Genomic DNA, 16,822 nt, shown 5'->3' with positions numbered 1-16,822 from the left:
GCCGGGTAACAGATCGAAACCGGCCTGGGTCGGCACGATCGTGGTTTCGATGGGCGCCTCGTCGAGCAGCACTTCGCAACCGGTGGGACGCGCCGTACGCTTGTCGATACCCGACGCCATCGTCGCGTTGCCCTGCGGATCTAGATCGACGAGCAGCACGCGGCGCCTCGCCTCGGCCAGCGCCGCGGCGAGGTTCACCGCCGTCGTGGTCTTGCCCACGCCGCCCTTCTGGTTGACCACTGCGATGATGCGCGTCATGTCCGCTTTTGGTGAGAAGTGCGGCCATGGATGGCCGCTTCTTGATCTTCGCGATCGGGGATGATCGCACGAATAATTACGACATGCCGCGCCGCACCCAGGCCCGGCACGCTGAGTGGCAACACCTCGGCGACCTCGAATCCCGGCGGCAGCGCGGTGATTTCCTCGAATTTCACCAAGCCCTTCATTGCCAGACACACGCCGTCGCGCGCGAGCAGATGGCCACCGACCGCGAGCAATTCCGCGATCGAGGCGAAAGCGCGTGCGACCACACAATCGAATGTGCCCACGACGTCTTCCGCGCGCGCCTGCACGATGCGCACATTGCGCAGGCGCAGCGCGCGCACGGCCTCGCGCAGGAAGCGCGTCTTCTTGCCGTTGCTGTCGACCAGGGTGACTGCGCGTTCTTCATCGAAGATCGCCAGCGGAATGCCGGGCAGGCCGGCGCCAGTGCCCAGATCGACCAGCGTTGCGCCGCGCACATGCGGCGCAAGCGCAAGCGAGTCGAGCAGATGGCGCGTGACCATGCCCGCAGGCACACGCACGGCGGTGAGGTTGTAGGTTGCGTTCCAGCGCGCGAGCAGCTCGACGTAATCAAGCAGATGCTCGCTTGCCTCGACCGACAGCGCCAGACCGAGCTCGCTCGCACCCGCGCGCAGCTGCGCGTAAAGCGCGGCGCGATCGGTGAGTGGTGTGGCGGAATGCATGCGCTGAGGTCCCGCGGCGCAGGGCGCGCCGCTCAAGGGCCGTCAGTATCTTTGTGCGCGCGGCGAAAATCCAGCGCGCCGGCGGACTTCAGATCAACTGTACGCGCGTGACCAGCAGGCCGCGTTCGCGCAGGCTGCGGTTGAGTTCGGTTTTCAGATGCAGATTGCGCGCGTCGGCGTCCTGCGAGGGCGCACTCGCGATCAGCTCGGGCAGGCGCTCGCACACGCGCGGGCCAACCTCGTCGATGATCGCATCGGCGCGCTGCGCGTCGAGCACCTGGTAGTAAACCTGGCCGTGCAACGTCACATTCTGACCGGGCGCCGCAATGTCACCGACATCCACGACGTTGCCGAGCAAACGGATTCTGTGCGCGACGCGTTCGACCACGGGCAGTACCAGATGCGTGCCGGCGCCGAGCGTGCGCATATGACCGCCGATTCGGCGCAGGGTATAGGCATGGCCTTCCGGAATGCGCTTCACGGAGGCAACGAAAAGAACGGCAGCGGCGCATAGCAGCGCCATCACAAGCATCGGGGTTAGCACTTTTATTCCCTCTTCCAAGAGGTTATGTGAAGCTGATAATTTGGATTCTAGCAAAAAAACGTAGCACAATGAATATGCTTGCATTTTGTGGAGTATGCCCGTCGGCCACGGAATAGGCGCTGAATACTCAAACCGCGCTTTTCTCCCCCACACCCAAAGTAATAAGCAAACAACGCGCCGAATTACCTTAGCGGCTCGATCACGCGCGACGAAGGTCTCGAAATTGATGTCGCCGAGTCGTCATGGTTCGCCCGGACAACAGGCTTTGCCCAGCGTTGGCATCACCGTTTCCGATCGCCAAGGACCCGCGTCGCGGGTTTCGCAATGCGGCCGGCATGGATTATCGTGTGAGCCGACTATCAGGAGTTCGTTGCATGCCCTACCCCGCCACCCGCTTGCGTCGCATGCGCCGCGATGCGTTTTCGCGCGCACTCATGCGCGAGCACACCCTACTGCCCAGCGACCTCATCATGGTCGCGTTCGTGATCGAAGGCGAAGGCCAACGCGAGCCGGTCGCGTCGATGCCCGGCGTCGCGCGCCTGTCGATCGACGAAGTGCTCAAACTCGCGGCCGAGTGCGTGCAGCTGGGGATCCCCGCGCTGGCGCTGTTTCCGTCGCCACCGGCTGCAGTGAAAACGCTGGACGCGAGCGAAGCCTGGAATCCGCAAGGACTTTTCCAGCGCGCGGCGCGTGCGCTGAAGGCGCGCTTTCCCGAACTCGGCTTGATCGGCGATGTTGCGCTCGATCCCTACACCACGCACGGCCAGGATGGTCTGATCGACGAAACCGGTTACGTGATGAACGAACCGACGATCGCCGCCTTGATCAAACAAGCGCTCGCCCAGGCCGAAGCCGGCTTCGACTTCGTCGCCCCATCGGACATGATGGACGGCCGTATCGGCGCGATCCGCAGCGCGCTCGAAAGCGCCGGCCATATGCATACGCGCATCCTCGCCTACTCGGCCAAGTACGCGTCGAGCTTCTACGGCCCGTTCCGCGACGCGGTCGGCTCGGCAGCAAACCTCGGCAAGGGCGACAAGCACACCTACCAGATGGACGTCGGCAACAGCGACGAGGCACTGCGCGAAATCGAACTCGATCTGGCCGAAGGCGCCGACGCGGTCATGGTCAAACCGGGCCTGCCGTATCTGGACGTCGTGCGCCGGGTGAAGGACCGCTTCGGCGCGCCGACCTTCGTCTATCAGGTGTCGGGCGAATACGCGATGCTCAAGGCCGCGGCATTGAACGGCTGGCTGGATGAAAAAGCCGCGGTGCTCGAAGCGTTGACCTGCATCAAGCGCGCCGGCGCGGATGCGATACTGACCTACTTCGCGCTCGATGCGGCGCGTTGGCTCAAGGAATAGGGACGGTTGGCCGCAAAGAGCGCAAAAGACGCGAAGGAAAGCTGAGCAAATTCTTGTTTTGCGTCCTTTGCGCTCTTTGCGGCCAAATACTTTTGCTCGCCTATAACGGTCCTCCCGACATGTCAGACTATGCTGTCTTCGGCCACCCGATCGCGCATTCGCTGTCGCCGCGTATCCACGCATTGTTCGGCCTGCAATCCGGTATACCTTTAAACTATGCGGCAATCGACGCGCCGCCCGGGGCGCTGGCCGCAAGCCTTGCCAAATTCGCCGCCGACGGCGGCCGTGGCGCGAACATCACCCTGCCACTCAAGCAGGACGCATTCGCGCTGAGCGCGGAACTGTCCGACTTCGCGCGCCGCGCCGGCGCGGTCAACACCCTGTCGTGGCGTGACGACGGCAGCTGGCGCGGCGACAACACCGACGGCACCGGCCTCACGCGCGATCTGACCGAACGCCACCAGCTCGATCTGCGCGAACGCCGCAGCCTGCTGCTCGGTGCGGGCGGCGCCGCGCGCGCAGCCGCACATGCGTTGCTCGATGCCGGCATCGGCGAACTGGTCATCGTCAATCGCAGCCCCGAGCGCGCCGACGCATTGATGGACTCGATCGGCAATCCGGCACGCGTGCGCACGCGCTACTGGGCCGATCTGGCGAACTGCGGCAACTTCAGCCTTGTCGTCAACGCCACCTCGGCCGGCATCGCGCGCGAAAAACTCGCGCTGCCGTTCAATATCGTCGCGCCGCGCGCGCTGTGCTACGACCTGTCCTACGGCACCGCCGCGTTCGGTTTTCTCGCCTGGGCACGCGCCGCACGCGCCGGGCGGGCGCTCGACGGCCTCGGCATGCTGATCGAACAGGCCGCGGAGTCGTTTCAGATCTGGCATGGCGTGCGCCCGCAGACCGACCCTGTCTACGCCGAACTACGCAGCGAACTGCCGTTGCTGGCGTCGGACTGACGACGATGGACTGCCGCAGCGGCTGTGGCGCCTGCTGCATCGCGCCGTCGATCTCCTCCGCGATTCCCGGCATGCCGAACGGCAAGCCCGCGGGCATGCGTTGTATACAATTGGACGCGAGCAATCGCTGCCTGCTGTTCGGCAGACCCGAGCGCCCCGCCGTGTGCCGTAATCTTCGACCCGAAGCCGCGATGTGCGGGGCGAATCGCGATGAGGCGATGCGGGTACTCGCCGCCTGGGAAATCGCCAGCTCACCGGGCTAGCTGGTGCGTGCAGCGTCGAGATACTCGTTTTTCAAGCGCACATAATGCTGCGCCGAGTAATACAACTGCTCGATCTGCGCCGTGCTGAGCTTGCGCACGCAGCGCGCCGGATTGCCGAGCCACAACTCGCCTTCGCCGACGATTTTTCCGGGCGTCACCAGCGCACCCGCACCGACCATCGCGTGCCGGCTCACGCGCGCGCCGTCGAGCACGGTTGCGTGCATGCCGATCAGGCAGGCGTCTTCGAGCGTGCACGCATGCAGGATCGCGCCATGGCCGACGGTGACGTCGGCGCCGATCACGAGCGGAAAGCCGCCCGGGGTGTACGGTCCGTCGTGGGTGACATGCAGCACGCTGCCATCCTGGATATTCGTGCGCGCGCCGATACGGATGAAATTCACGTCGCCGCGCGCGACGACGAACGGCCAGAGCGACGCATCCTCGCCGAGTTCGACATCGCCGACCGCAACAGCAGCCGGATCGATGTATACATTTTCACCGAGGCGCGGCATCTGGCCGCGATAGGGGCGAATATTCTGCATGGGTGTCCCGGGTTTCGGCGTCAACGCGCATTATTGCGTTGTGACTGCCTGCGCCACCAGCGCTAGACTGGCGACATACCGCAGCAGTGCCCGAGACAACCATGGATATGCCCGTTACCGCGCAAGATTTGCACGCCACGCTCACTCGCCTGCGCACGGCGCAACAGAGGTCGACGCCCGACTACCGCCAGCGCATGGACGACCTCGCGCGCCTGCGCGCCGCGTTCAAGGCACGCATCGAGGATTTCGCCGCCGCGATGAGCGCCGACTTCGGTCGCCGCTCGCGGCACGAGTCGTTGCTCAGCGACGGCATGACCGTGTTGCACGATATCGACTTCATCCGTGGACGCCTGCGCGGCTGGATGCGCAGCAAGCGCGCGCTGGCCGACTGGCTGTTCTGGCCGGCGCGCACCGAGGTGCGTTATCAGCCGGTCGGCGTGGTCGGCATCATCGCGCCGTGGAACTATCCGGTGAATCTCGCGCTGATACCACTCGCCGCGGCGATTGCCGCGGGCAATCACGTGATGCTCAAACCATCCGAGCACACGCCGCGAACGTCCGATCTGCTCAAGGCCCTGCTCGATGAGGTATTCCCGGCCGAGCGCGTCGCCAGCGTACTCGGCGGTCCCGAAGTCGCGGCCGCGTTCGCCGCGCTGCCGTTCGATCATCTGTTCTTCACCGGCTCGACCGCGGTCGGACGCAAGGTGATGGCCGCAGCGGCGCAGAACCTCACTCCGGTTACGCTCGAACTTGGCGGCAAGTCGCCGGTGATCATTGCGCCCGGCTATCCGATCGCGACTGCGGTCGGCCGTATCGCCGCGGGCAAATTTCTCAACGCGGGCCAAACCTGCATCGCACCCGACTACGTGTTGCTGCCGCAGACGTCGATTGCACCATTCGCAGCGGAAATGAAAAAGTATATTTCACAGCGTTACGTCGATCTCGCCGCGAATGCCGACTATTCGAGCATCGTCAACGAAGGCCAGTACCAGCGCCTCGCCGGCTATGTCGATGAAGCATGTGCAGCCGGCGCCGAAGTAATCGAGCTCGCGGCGGGCGACGCGGCAAAGCGCGTGTTTGCACCGACCCTGGTGATCGGCGCTGACGATAAACTTGCGGTGATGCAGGAAGAAATTTTCGGCCCAATCCTGCCGCTTGTTGCCGTCGAGTCCGTCGATGCGGCGATCGACTACATCAATGCACGGCCACGGCCGCTCGCGCTCTATCATTTCGACAACGACAGCGCGCGCACCGAGCGCGTACTCGAACGCACGATCGCCGGCGGCGCCGCGGTCAACGACACCGTGCTGCAATTCGTGCAAAGCAAGCTGCCGTTCGGCGGCATCGGCCCGTCGGGCATGGGCCACTATCACGGCCACGAGGGATTTCTGACTTTCAGCAAGCAGAAACCGGTGTTGTACCAAGCGCGCTTTTCGAGCATGAAGTTCATGCGCCCGCCGTATCGCAGGATCGCGGATTTTCTGGTGAAGTTCCTGACGCGCTGATCAGCGCAGTCAGCGCGGACGTGGCTTCGCGCGCGCGGTTGGAGCAGCGGTCCACGGATCATCTGGCCAAGGATGTCGAGGGTAGCGCCCCTTCAACTCCTTCTTCACTTCGGGATACGTGCGCTCCCAGAAGCCACGCAGGTCCTGGGTGACCTGGATCGGTCGCTGCGCGGGCGAGAGCAGATGCAGGGTGACGCCGACGCGGCCCTTGGCGATGCGCGGCGTGTCGGCAAGGCCGAACAATTCCTGCAACTTGACCGCAAGCACGGGCGGTTTGCCGAATTCGTAATGCAATGGGCGCTCGTTGCCGCTCGGCACGCGCAGCGATTCGGGTGCGTGTTCGTCGAGCGCGCGACGTTGCGCGTACTCGATCCGGGTCGCGAGCACTTCGCTTAACGATTGCGCGGACAGCGAATCGAGCCGCGTCTTGCCAGCCAGCGCAGGCGCCAGCCAATCGTCAAGGGAAGCTAACAGCGCAGGATCGGACAAGTCAGGTAGTTCCAACTCAGGGCAGGCTTCGCGCAAGAATGCGACACGTGCGCGCAGCGCTTGCGCATGATCGCTCCACGGCAAACTGTCGAGGCCCGCCTCGCGCACGGCGGCGAGCAAGGCGGGCAACGCGTCTTCAGGTTTCGCCGGCGCAGTGCGGCGTTCAAGCACGAGCGCGGTGAAACGCCGCTCCTCAAACGCCTCGACCGCGCGCGTGTCGCGATTCCAGCGCACGACACGTTCGCGCACGCAGCGCGCGGCGAAATCGCGTTCGAGCAGATCGGCGTCGAACGGCGCCGCGGCGAGAATCAGGCTGTCGCGTTCCTCGAAACGCAGATCGAGCGCGATCAACCAGGGCTCGCCGTATAAAAGTGTATTTTGATGCAAGGTAGCACCGCGCCCATTGCTCAGGCTGTAGCGGCGCGGATTATTCGCATCCTGCTTGGCGACGCGATCAGGAAAGGCGTGCACGAGCAGATCGCCGATCGCGGTCAAGCCCTCCCCTTCAAGGAGAGCGCTTGTGTGGGGATGGTGGCGACCGTGGGGTGTCTCGTGCACACCAAAACGCCGCCGCCAGCCCGCCGTGGCCTGGTCGATCGTCGAAAGTCCCGCGGGATCGGCACTGTTTTCGCGCGCGCCGCGCGCACCATCGCGTCGATACGCAAGCAAAGCGGCATGACGCTGGCGGAAGTCGTCGCTGCGTCCAGCTTCACCACGCAGCGGACTGCGCGCCTCGATCAACGCGATCAGATCGCAGGCAAGCGAGCGCTGCGTTTTGTCTGCGCGCAATGCCGCGGCGGCGAGACGCGGATGCGCGCCCGTCGCGAGCAGTGCGCGACCCAATTCCGTCGGTCGGCCCTGATCGTCGAGCGCACCAAGCAGGATCAGCAGTTCGCGCGCGCTTGCGAGCGCACCCGCAGGCGGCGCATCGAGCCAACGCAAGTTCCCGGCGCCCCAAACGGCGAGTTCCAGCGCGAGCGCGCTCAATTCGACTTGCGCAATTTCTGCGCGGCGCGAAGGTTCGAGGCGTTGGCTTTGCGGCCACAGCCGGTAGGCGACGCCTGCGGCGACGCGCCCCGCGCGGCCCGCGCGCTGATCGGCCGAGGCCTGCGAGATATTGACCGTTTCGAGCCGGGTAAATCCGGAGTTCGGATCGAAACGCGGTTCGCGCGCAAGGCCGGTATCGATGACCGCGCGAATACCCGGCAAGGTTACGCTCGATTCGGCGACATTGGTCGCGAGCACAATGCGTCGCATGCCTGCGCGCGCTGGCGCGAGCGCGGCGTGCTGCTCGGCAAGAGAAAGCTCGCCGTGCAAAGAAACGAGTTCGATGTCCGCTCTTCCTTCTCCCATCGGGAGAAGGTGGCCCGAAGGGCCGGACGCCCCGAAGGAAGTGCCCTCGGGGCATGAGGGTTCGGTGTGGTGCGGGCCGCGCATGTCCTCCGGACCCTCACCCCTGCCCCTCTCCCGGTGGGAGAGGGGTTCAAGAGTGCTGCGCGCGCGCTCGATCTCGCGCCGCCCCGGCAGAAACACCAGCATATCGCCTTCGGTTTCGCCCAATGCCTTTTCCACGACGCGGCGCAGATGAAACGGCCAGTCTTCTTTCGCCTTCACCGGCGGATATTCAATGCGTACCGGAAAACTGCGCCCGGCGCTGGTCAAACGCGGCGCATCGAACCAGCGCGCGACGCGTTCGCCATCGAGCGTCGCCGACATGATCAGCAGACGCAGATCGGGACGCAGCGAGGCCTGCACATCGAGCGCCAGCGCGGCACCGAGATCACCGGCAAGGTGACGTTCGTGGAATTCGTCGAACAGGATCGCGCCGACCCCGGCAAGTTCGGAGTCGCTCTGGATCAGGCGAGTGAGAATGCCTTCGGTGACGACCTCTACGCGCGTGCGCGCCGACACTTTCGCCTCGAAACGGATGCGATAGCCGACCGTGTCACCGACTTTTTCGCCCAACTGCGCCGACATGAACTCCGCCGCGGCGCGCGCAGCGATACGGCGCGGTTCGAGCACCAGAATCTTGCGGCCTTCGAGCCATGGCGCATCGAGCAACGCCAATGGAACCTGGGTAGTCTTGCCTGCTCCGGGCGGCGCTTCGAGGACGAGGCGCGGATGCTCAGCCAGCTGGGCAAGCACCTTGGGCAAGATTTCCACAATCGGGAAAACTAAGTTTTGTGCCATTAGCTATTGCTTGTCATTCCGGCGAAGGCCGGAATCCAGCGACTTTTGCTCTTCTATTGCGACGATCACAAGCAGAGGCTCTGGATTCCGGCCTTCGCCGGAATGACGGGACTCAGGCTTGACGTACCGCTGTCAACCCGCACCCAACAAATCCGCCATCGCCGCAGCCACCGTCTTGGTCGCACGACGCAAATCTTCCAGACGCAAGTTTTCGTCGGCTCCATGCCCATTGGCCTCAGCCAGTGTGCGCGGACCGGCGCCATAGAGCACGGTCGGGATGCCCGCTGCGGTGTAGTGGCGCGCATCGGTATACAAAGGCACGCCATGCTCGATGATGTCGACGCCAAAAAACTGCTTGCCGCGCTTTTGCAGCGCCTCGGTCAATCGTTCCGCGCCGGGCAGTTTTACCAGCGGCAGCGACAGCATGATGCGGCGGATCTCGATCGTGATTCCCGGAATTTTCGCCGCTGCGGCTTCGATCAGTGCGCGCAATTCGGCTTCGGCGGTAGCCGGCGACTCTTCAGGGATCATGCGCCGGTCGACGCGGAAGCTCACGCGATCCGGCACGACATTGGTATTGATACCGCCTTCGATCAGGCCGACATTGAGAGTCGGATGGGTGATGCCCGGCGTCTTCGACAGGCGCGACTTGAGCGCCTCGCGCGAGACGTAGATCGCGGTCAGGATCTGCGTCGCAGCGGCGAGCGCATCGACGCCACGCTCGGGCATCGCAGCATGGCCCTGCTTGCCGTGCACGATCACTTCCAGATGCAGGCAGCCGTTGTGCGCGGTGGTCACCGCGTAGGAAAAGCCCGCGCTCAGAGCGTAGTCGGCTTTGGTCAATCCCTGCCTGACGATCCAGCCCGGACCGATTTCGCCGCCAGCTTCCTCGTCGTAGGTCAAATGCAGTTCAATCGCACCATTGAGCTTTACTCCGGATGCGACGAGTTCGCGCAGGGCCAGAAGTGAAAAAGTATACGTGGCGAAATCCGACTTGCTCACCGCGACGCCGCGACCGAACATCGCCGGCCCGTGTTCACTAACGGTTGCCACTTCGGCGCCATAAGGATCATGTGTCCAGCCAGCGCCCGGTGGCACGACGTCGCCGTGTGCATTGAGCGCGATGGTCGGGCCGCCGCTGCCGAAACTCTGGCGCACGATCAGGTTGGTCGCGGAGATCATGCCGTTGGCGCGCACCAGTTCCCCGGCTATCGGATGCGCTTCGACGTCGAGACCGAGCGCTTCGATCAATTGCTGCGCGCGCCGTGCGTGCGCGATGCAATCGCCGGGCGGATTGTCGCTGGGCACCTTGACAAGTTCAGCGAGAAAACCGCACTCCTCGGCGAAACGGCGATCGACGAAGACGCTGATGAATTCTGAGTTTGTCTGGGTCATTGGGAAGTTGTCTTGGAGCCAGAAAAAGATGGTTTGGCCGCAAAGAGCGCAAAGTACGCAAAGGAGAAAAGATATTTCTCTAATTTTGCGTCTTTTGCGCCCTTTGCGGCTAACTGCTCTTGAAGTGCAATAGAAAATCGGCGAAGACGCGCGCAGCGATATCCGCATCGGCGGTGGTCATCGTTTCAGCGGGATTGTGACTGATGCCGCCGTTGCCGCAGCGCACGAACAGCATGCCGATCGGCGTGACCGTGGCCATCTTCATCGCGTCGTGCCCGGCGCCGCTCGGCAGATGCAGCGGCGAAGCGTCACCACCCACGCGCGTGATCGCATCGGCGAATTGCTGCTGCAACGCCGGCGCACACGGCGCGCCAGCAGCCTGCAGCACGCGCTGCACGTCGATCTTCGCCTTGCGCCGCGAGGCGATTTGCTCGATCTCTGTCATTACCCTAGTCACCGCCGCATCGCGCACGCGATCATCACCTGCGCGGATATCGATCGACAATTCACAGCGCCCGGGAATCACATTGATCGCGCCGTGCGGCACGTCGAGTTTGCCGACCGTGCCAACCAGACCAGGTGCGGTCGAGCAATGCTTCTCCACCGCGAGTACGATTTCCGCGGCGGCGGCGGCCGCGTCGCGGCGCAGTCCCATCGGCACCGTACCGGAGTGTCCGGCGAGACCCACAATCGTCACCACACTGCGCACGCTGCCGGCGATGGCCGTGACGATGCCGAGCGCGCGGCCTGCGTCGAGTAGCACCGGTCCCTGTTCGATATGCACTTCGACATAGCCGGCGAGTTTCTTCGGGTCGCGCGCGATTTCGCCGATGCGCGCGGGATCATGCCCGGCGACGCGCATCGCGTCGCGCATGCTGATGCCGTCGCCGTCGAGATTGTCGAGCACAGAAAAGTCGAAACTGCCCGCAATCGCGCTGCTGCCGAGAAACGTCGATTTGAAGCGCACGCCTTCTTCCTCGGCGAACGCGACGATCTCCAAATCGCAGTGCAACGTCGCCCCCGTCTGGCGCAAGTGCTGCGCGACTGCGATCGGCAAGAGGATGCCGAGGCGGCCATCGTACTTGCCGCCGTCGATCACGGTGTCGTAGTGCGAGCCCGTGATCAGGGTCTTCGCGTGCGCGTCGCCGCAGCGCCAGCGGCCAATGACATTTCCGATCGCGTCGATCTCGACGTCGAGGCTGGCAGCAAGCATGAAGTCGCGGATCTGCTGCGCGGTCGCAATATGCGCAGGCCGCAGGTAGGTGCACGTCAGCGCATCGCGCTCGTCGCTATGTTTGGCAAGACCCTCGTGCATTGCCATGATCTGGGCGCCGAGCGGCACGTCGACGGTCTCGTTGATGCGGAAGAATGCGATGCGACCGATCTGCGCGAGCGCGACACGGCGTTCGTCGTCGACCGTGTTGTTCACGCGCGCCGCGAACGCGCCGATGATGCCTGCGCGATCGTAGCCGCGCACCGCGAGGATGAAAGGAAAGCCGAACTTCTCGTTGTAGCGGCGGTTGAGCTCCTGTAGCTGCGCAAACTCCTCCGGCGTGCACGCGTCGAGGCCCGCGCCGTGCTGTTCGCGCGTCGAGTCGGCGGTCAGTTCCTTGCGCACGGCCGCGCGTCCGGCGAGCTCGGGATGCGCGCGGATCAACCCCATCTGTTCGGCGGCAGTCGCGTGCTCGACGACATCCGTCATCGCCGCGAGCAGCGCGAGGCGCGAGTCGAACGGACGCCGCGGCGCGGCGCGCTCGGCGACCCATGGCGAGTGCTCGAAAATACCGCCCAGCGCCACGACGAATTGCACCGCGGGCATCGCATTCAATTGTTGCAATGAAATCATCATTCCCGTCCGAAAGTCATTGGCCGCAAAGAGCGCAAAAGACGCAAAGTAAAGTGGGATTGGCACTTGCCATTTTGCGTACTTTGCGCTCTTTGCGGCCAACCGTTCTCCGCTTAGTCGACGAACGGATGCGTCGCGATCCAATGCCGCGCGATATCGACACGCCGGCAAATCCATACCTTGTCGTGCGATTGCACGTAATCGAGGAAACGATCGAGCGCAGCCATGCGTCCGGGCCGACCGACGATGCGCGCGTGCAGGCCGATCGACAGCATCTTCGGCGCATCGAGTCCGTTCGGATCGCCTTCGCGATAGAGCACATCAAACGCGTCTTTCAAATAGTCGAAGAACTGCGTGCTGGAGTTGAAGCCCTGCGCGGCTGCGAAGCGCATATCGTTGCTGTCGAGCGTGTACGGCACGATCAGGCGCGCCACCGTCTGTGTGGCGCCATCGCGCTGAATTTCAACGGACGTCCAATATGGTAGGTCATCGGCATACGAATCTGCGTCGTAGAGATAACCGCCCTGCTCGGCGACGAGACGGCGCGTATTCGGGCTGTCGCGGCCCGTGTACCAACCGAGCGGTGCCTGTCCGCAGAGTTCGGTCAGGATTCGTGTCGCCTCGGCGATGTGCGCACGTTCGGTCGCGACGCCGACGTCCTGATAGCTGATCCAGCGCAGGCCGTGACTGGCGATTTCGTGACCGAGATCCTTGTACGCAGCGAGCGCTTCGGGATGGCGCTGCAAGGCCATCGCCACCGCAAAGATCGTCAGCGGCAGCTTGCGCGTCTCGAATGCACGCAGCACGCGCCACAGACCTGCACGCGAGCCGTATTCGTACAGCGACTCCATGCTCATATGGCGCGCCTTGAAGGCTTGCGCGCCGATGATCTCGGACAGAAACGTTTCCGAGGCCGCGTCGCCATGCAGCACGCAATTCTCCGCGCCTTCCTCGTGATTGAGCACGAACTGCAACGCGATGCGCGCGCCATTCGGCCAGCGCGGATGCGGCGCGGCGCGGCCGTAGCCGACAAGGTCGCGGGGATAGACGGACTGCCCGGTTGGCGTGGAAGGCATCGTGGACTTTTCTTGTTCTGATCTCCCACAATCATACGTCACAATGCCGGCATGTCTTCCACTCGCCCGTCTTCCACTCGTGCCCGCCCCCTGGTACCGCTCAACGCTGCTCACCGTGCTGAGCATCCTCATCTCTGCCTGCGCCGACGTGCGCTACCTGGCCCACGTGACGCATGGCCAAGCCCAGCTTGTCCGCGAACGCCGTCCGCTCGACCAGATCATTGCCGCGCCGGACACCGACACCCAACTCGCCGCGCGCCTCGCTCTTGCGCGCGATGCGAGACGCTTCGCCTCGCAGCATCTCGATCTGCCCGACAACCGCAGCTACACGAGCTATGTCGATCTGCATCGACCCTACGTGGTGTGGAACGTGTTCGCTGCGCCGCGCTATTCGGTCGAACCCGTGCTGCACTGTTTTCCGATTGCCGGCTGCGTGCCGTATCGCGGCTATTTTGACGAGACCAGGGCGAAGGCCGAAGCCGCCCGCCTGCAAGCCAGGGGAGATGATGTCTTTGTCGGCGGCGTCGCCGCGTACTCGACTCTGGGCTGGTTCGCCGACCCGATCTTGTCGAGCATGCTGCGCTGGGACGACGACGAACTCGCCGGCACGATCTTCCACGAACTCGCGCACCAGCTGATCTACGTCAAGGACGACACGGCGTTCAACGAATCCTTCGCCAGCTTCGTGCAACAGCAGGGCCTGCGTGAATGGCGCGCATCGCGCGGATTGTCATCTGCCGACGAGCAACGTCAGCGCAGCGACGACGAGTTCGTCAAACTCGTGCTCGATCTGCGCGAACGCCTGCGCCAGCTTTATGCAAGTGGCGGCGACAAGGCAGCGATGGAAGCCGGCAAGCAAGGTGAGTTCGAGGACTTCCGCGCGCGCTACCGGCAGTGGCGCGATGCGCGCTCACCCAACGACCACGCGCATGACGACTTCGTCGCCGCGTCGCTCAACAACGCTTGGCTGCTGCCATTCGGACTTTACGATCGGTGGGTTCCAGCGTTTGCCGCATTGTTCGCGCAGAGCGATTCGCAGTGGCCAGCGTTCTATGCGCGCGTGCGCGCGTTAGCGAAGCTCACCCCAGCACGGCGCGGTGCTGAGATGAAGGCTTTGAAGTAGCGAGCGCATCGATGTTGATGTTTTGCCGTTTGAGCGCCGGCCCTAGTCGACCCGAAACGCGAGTGCGAGTTCCTCAGCCATAGGCTGCCTTCAACCAAGCATCGTGGTCTTTCGGTTTGTTCTTTTCGACGTTCTCGAGAAATGCGTGAAACTCGTCAAAGTTTGCGACAGAAAATGCTCGGAACCCATATTGGTTAGGCAAACCGCATTCCTTGTCAGTGATCCAGCGGTGCATTGCTCGGTCCATAAACACAGCATCGGTGTAGGGAGCAAACACGGATATCATTTCCATGTCTTGTCCAAACCCAAACATTGCTTCCTCGGCCCTTTCGGCTGTTGGAAGCTCGCCGCGGCGAACGGCCTTCCGAAGACTCGCAAAGATGCGACATGAGGCGTCGACGTAAGGAATGGCGCTGAACGAATCCGAGCGTAGAAAATCCCGGACCTTCGCTAAGCGATCATCAAAAGACAGCCGCATGTCTTGCTCTACCATCAGGTGATTGAATACTTGCGCATTCCAAGAGCCGAGGAATCCCTGAATAGTCGCCATGTTGGGCGACACCATGTACTCGATGTAATCGGTCTCGATCGTCTTGACGTATCCGGAGCATTCATCCTGCACATCTTTGGCAAACGACTGTGGATGAGCGCGCCACGCATCAAAGAGGCCAGCTATTCCTTTCGCGACTGTGGTCTTCCCTCGTCTAACCGCTTCTGCATCATCGATCCGCGAGCGAATATCTATCCACACATGGTTGTCCCACCCATGAATATCGGAGTGAAAAACATCTTCCTTTTCGACAAAGTTTTTGGACGGATCACGATCCACGAACGACCAAAATCCCCTCGATATCTGTGCCGACTTAATTGACGCGCTGTGGGAAAACCTGTGGCCGCTAGCTGTCTTCTTTACGAAATCCCACAGCTCTTGTTGCTTGCTGTCAGGCCACTGGTGGGTTTCCGTTTCGTGCAAGTCGGACCAAGGACAAACAAGTAACTGTTGGGCCGCAAGGCTTCGGATCCGGTCGATGGCATCGACAAACCTCTGCTGATTCTCCCTGAACGCCGCTGATAAGAAGAATTGGTCGAGGTAGAGAATGGTCTTTTTCAGCTCGGGCAGTGGAATTGTTTCTGTCGTTCCGCACTTCGAGCAACCCCGAATCAACTGATCGTTGCTGATGAAAAGCACACCGAAGTGTCCTATGACAGAGCACTTTGGACACGGGCAATCGAGCTTTCGCGAATGGATCATTTTTCAAAACAGGTGTCAGAACAGACTTTCAATGCGGCGCGCCGTCAGTGAGCCACGTAAGCACCTGCGCACGCTCGGCATCGGTCATCTGCGTGAGATTGCCGATCGGCATCACCTTGGTGCTGAGCTGGATCTGCATCTGCGCGGTGCGCGCGAGGATCGCCTCGGGTGTGTCGAGCAGCACGCCGTTTGGCGCAGCGGGGAAGCCGTTGAAGGTTGGCTTCGCGGCATGACAGGGAACGCAGCGCTGATTGACGATCGCCCGCACTTCGGCGAAACGTTGCGCCGCCGGGACTGCCGTGGTCTTCGCGGTTTCGCCAAGCGGCGGCGCTAGCGCGATGATCACGCCGGCGAGTGCGACCAAACCCAATGCGAGCGGCAGCAGCGGCGTCTTGCCGCCGCGCTCGTGCGCCTTGTGGCGCGCGACGAACCAGGCGCGGATCGCCGCGCCGGCAAACGCCATCGCGATCAGCACGAGCCAGTTGTACTTCGCGCCGTAGGTCAGTGCGTAGTGGTTGCTGATCATCACGAACAGCACCGGCAAGGTGAAATACGTGTTGTGCACCGAGCGTTGCTTGCCACGCTGGCCGTAGATCGGATCGAGCGGCCGGTCGTCGCGCTTGGCACTCACCATCTCGCGCTGGCCCGGAATGATCACGAACAACACATTCGCGACCATGATCGTGCCGATCACCGCGCCGAACAAAATGTACGCACCGCGCCCCGAGTAAAGATGGCACAGCGCGTACGCGGCGGCGCCGAGCAGGACGAAGATCACCGCGCCCAGCGCACGATCATCGCGGCCGAGAGGCGAGCGGCACAGCAGGTCGTAGATCAGCCAGCCGACCGCAAGAAACGCGAGCGCGATGCCGATCGCCATCGGCTTGGACAACGGCATCACCTGCGCATCGATCAGATAGACCTCGGCCTGGCCGAAGTACAGCAGGCAGAGCAGGAAAAATCCCGACAGCCAGGTCGTGTACGCCTCCCAATAGAACCAGTGCAGCGATTCGGGTAGCGTCGCCGGCGCGGTTTTATACTTTTGCGCATTGTAGAAACCGCCGCCATGCACGGCCCAGACTTCGCCACCGACACCCGCGTCGATCAACTCCTGACGCTTGGGCGGCAGCAGATGATTGTCGAGCCAGACGAAGTAGAACGAGGCGCCGATCCAGGCGATGCCGGTGATCAGGTGTAGCCAGCGGCCGAGCAGGCTTAGCCACTCGAAGAGATATGCGCTCATGAGGTTGTTGAACTGGAGCTGCAAAAGAAATTTTCGCCGCAAAGGACGCAAAAATCGCACGAGAAG

15 protein-coding genes are annotated in these 16,822 nt (G+C 63.0%); 5 read left to right on the top strand and 10 right to left on the bottom strand.

The annotated features are described in order from the left end of the window. The 3 genes from VIE67_RS01100 to VIE67_RS01090 form a co-directional block, all read right to left on the bottom strand. The coding region (locus tag VIE67_RS01100) for a ParA family protein (protein ID WP_332022421.1) at window positions 1-258 on the bottom strand (258 nt) is incomplete at its 3' end. Then, window positions 255-965, bottom strand: coding sequence for a 16S rRNA (guanine(527)-N(7))-methyltransferase RsmG (rsmG, locus tag VIE67_RS01095; protein ID WP_332022419.1), 711 nt, complete (start codon window positions 963-965; stop codon window positions 255-257). The genes VIE67_RS01100 and rsmG, both read right to left, overlap by 4 nt. 88 nt (window positions 966-1,053) lie before the next feature. Further along, the gene (locus tag VIE67_RS01090; RefSeq protein ID WP_332022417.1) at window positions 1,054-1,446 is read right to left on the bottom strand and encodes an SPFH domain-containing protein; all 393 of its coding nucleotides are present in this window, start codon (window positions 1,444-1,446) and stop codon (window positions 1,054-1,056) included. A 437-nt stretch (window positions 1,447-1,883) separates the two neighbouring features. Here VIE67_RS01090 and hemB point away from each other — a divergent pair, with 437 nt between their 5' ends. The 3 genes from hemB (at window position 1,884) to VIE67_RS01075 (ending at window position 4,095) form a co-directional block, all read left to right on the top strand. After that, window positions 1,884-2,873, top strand: coding sequence for a porphobilinogen synthase (gene hemB / locus VIE67_RS01085; RefSeq protein WP_332022415.1), 990 nt, complete (start codon window positions 1,884-1,886; stop codon window positions 2,871-2,873). A gap of 119 nt (window positions 2,874-2,992) precedes the next feature. Further along, window positions 2,993-3,832 (top strand): shikimate dehydrogenase, encoded by an 840-nt coding sequence (aroE, locus tag VIE67_RS01080; RefSeq protein ID WP_332022413.1) that lies wholly within the window; start codon window positions 2,993-2,995, stop codon window positions 3,830-3,832. A gap of 5 nt (window positions 3,833-3,837) precedes the next feature. Beyond that, window positions 3,838-4,095 (top strand): YkgJ family cysteine cluster protein, encoded by a 258-nt coding sequence (locus VIE67_RS01075; protein WP_332022411.1) that lies wholly within the window; start codon window positions 3,838-3,840, stop codon window positions 4,093-4,095. Here the strand turns inward: VIE67_RS01075 and VIE67_RS01070 are convergent. Beyond that, complete coding sequence (locus tag VIE67_RS01070; protein WP_332022409.1) at window positions 4,092-4,637, bottom strand: gamma carbonic anhydrase family protein; 546 nt, start codon at window positions 4,635-4,637, stop codon at window positions 4,092-4,094. The two genes, VIE67_RS01075 and VIE67_RS01070, sit on opposite strands and share 4 nt — an antisense overlap. A gap of 101 nt (window positions 4,638-4,738) precedes the next feature. Here VIE67_RS01070 and VIE67_RS01065 point away from each other — a divergent pair, with 101 nt between their 5' ends. After that, the gene (locus tag VIE67_RS01065) at window positions 4,739-6,142 is read left to right on the top strand and encodes a coniferyl aldehyde dehydrogenase (protein WP_332022407.1); all 1,404 of its coding nucleotides are present in this window, start codon (window positions 4,739-4,741) and stop codon (window positions 6,140-6,142) included. Window positions 6,143-6,151: 9 nt separating this feature from the next. Here VIE67_RS01065 and hrpB read toward each other — a convergent pair whose 3' ends face one another. The 4 genes from hrpB to puuE all read right to left on the bottom strand — a co-directional run bounded on the left by hrpB (window position 6,152) and on the right by puuE (window position 13,138). Next, a complete protein-coding gene (hrpB, locus tag VIE67_RS01060; RefSeq protein WP_332022405.1) occupies window positions 6,152-8,821 on the bottom strand; it encodes an ATP-dependent helicase HrpB in 2,670 nt (889 codons plus the stop codon). A 132-nt stretch (window positions 8,822-8,953) separates the two neighbouring features. After that, a complete protein-coding gene (locus tag VIE67_RS01055; RefSeq protein WP_332022403.1) occupies window positions 8,954-10,216 on the bottom strand; it encodes a M20/M25/M40 family metallo-hydrolase in 1,263 nt (420 codons plus the stop codon). A 109-nt stretch (window positions 10,217-10,325) separates the two neighbouring features. Continuing rightward, entirely contained in the window at window positions 10,326-12,062 is a 1,737-nt protein-coding gene (uraD, locus tag VIE67_RS01050; protein WP_332022402.1) for a 2-oxo-4-hydroxy-4-carboxy-5-ureidoimidazoline decarboxylase, read from the bottom strand. 113 nt (window positions 12,063-12,175) lie between these two features. After that, a complete protein-coding gene (gene puuE / locus VIE67_RS01045) occupies window positions 12,176-13,138 on the bottom strand; it encodes an allantoinase PuuE (RefSeq protein ID WP_332022400.1) in 963 nt (320 codons plus the stop codon). A gap of 79 nt (window positions 13,139-13,217) precedes the next feature. Between puuE and VIE67_RS01040 the strand changes: the two genes are divergently transcribed. After that, on the top strand, window positions 13,218-14,261 hold the full coding sequence (locus tag VIE67_RS01040) for an aminopeptidase (RefSeq protein ID WP_332022398.1): 1,044 nt from the start codon (window positions 13,218-13,220) through the stop codon (window positions 14,259-14,261). A gap of 73 nt (window positions 14,262-14,334) precedes the next feature. Here the strand turns inward: VIE67_RS01040 and VIE67_RS01035 are convergent, their stop codons facing one another. Together VIE67_RS01035 and VIE67_RS01030 are read right to left on the bottom strand one after the other, a co-directional pair. Next, window positions 14,335-15,450 carry a hypothetical protein gene (locus VIE67_RS01035; RefSeq protein ID WP_332022396.1) on the bottom strand — a complete coding sequence of 372 codons (1,116 nt, stop codon included), beginning with the start codon at window positions 15,448-15,450 and terminating at the stop codon, window positions 14,335-14,337. A 91-nt stretch (window positions 15,451-15,541) separates the two neighbouring features. Further along, window positions 15,542-16,756: a urate hydroxylase PuuD gene (locus tag VIE67_RS01030; protein ID WP_332022394.1), complete on the bottom strand. Its 1,215-nt coding sequence runs from the start codon at window positions 16,754-16,756 to the stop codon at window positions 15,542-15,544. Window positions 16,757-16,822: the final 66 nt, after the last annotated feature.

The sequence above is a fragment of the Rudaea sp. genome, assembly GCF_036560865.1.
Classification (GTDB): domain Bacteria; phylum Pseudomonadota; class Gammaproteobacteria; order Xanthomonadales; family Rhodanobacteraceae; genus Rudaea.
This window is presented reverse-complemented; position numbering and strand designations above follow the sequence as displayed.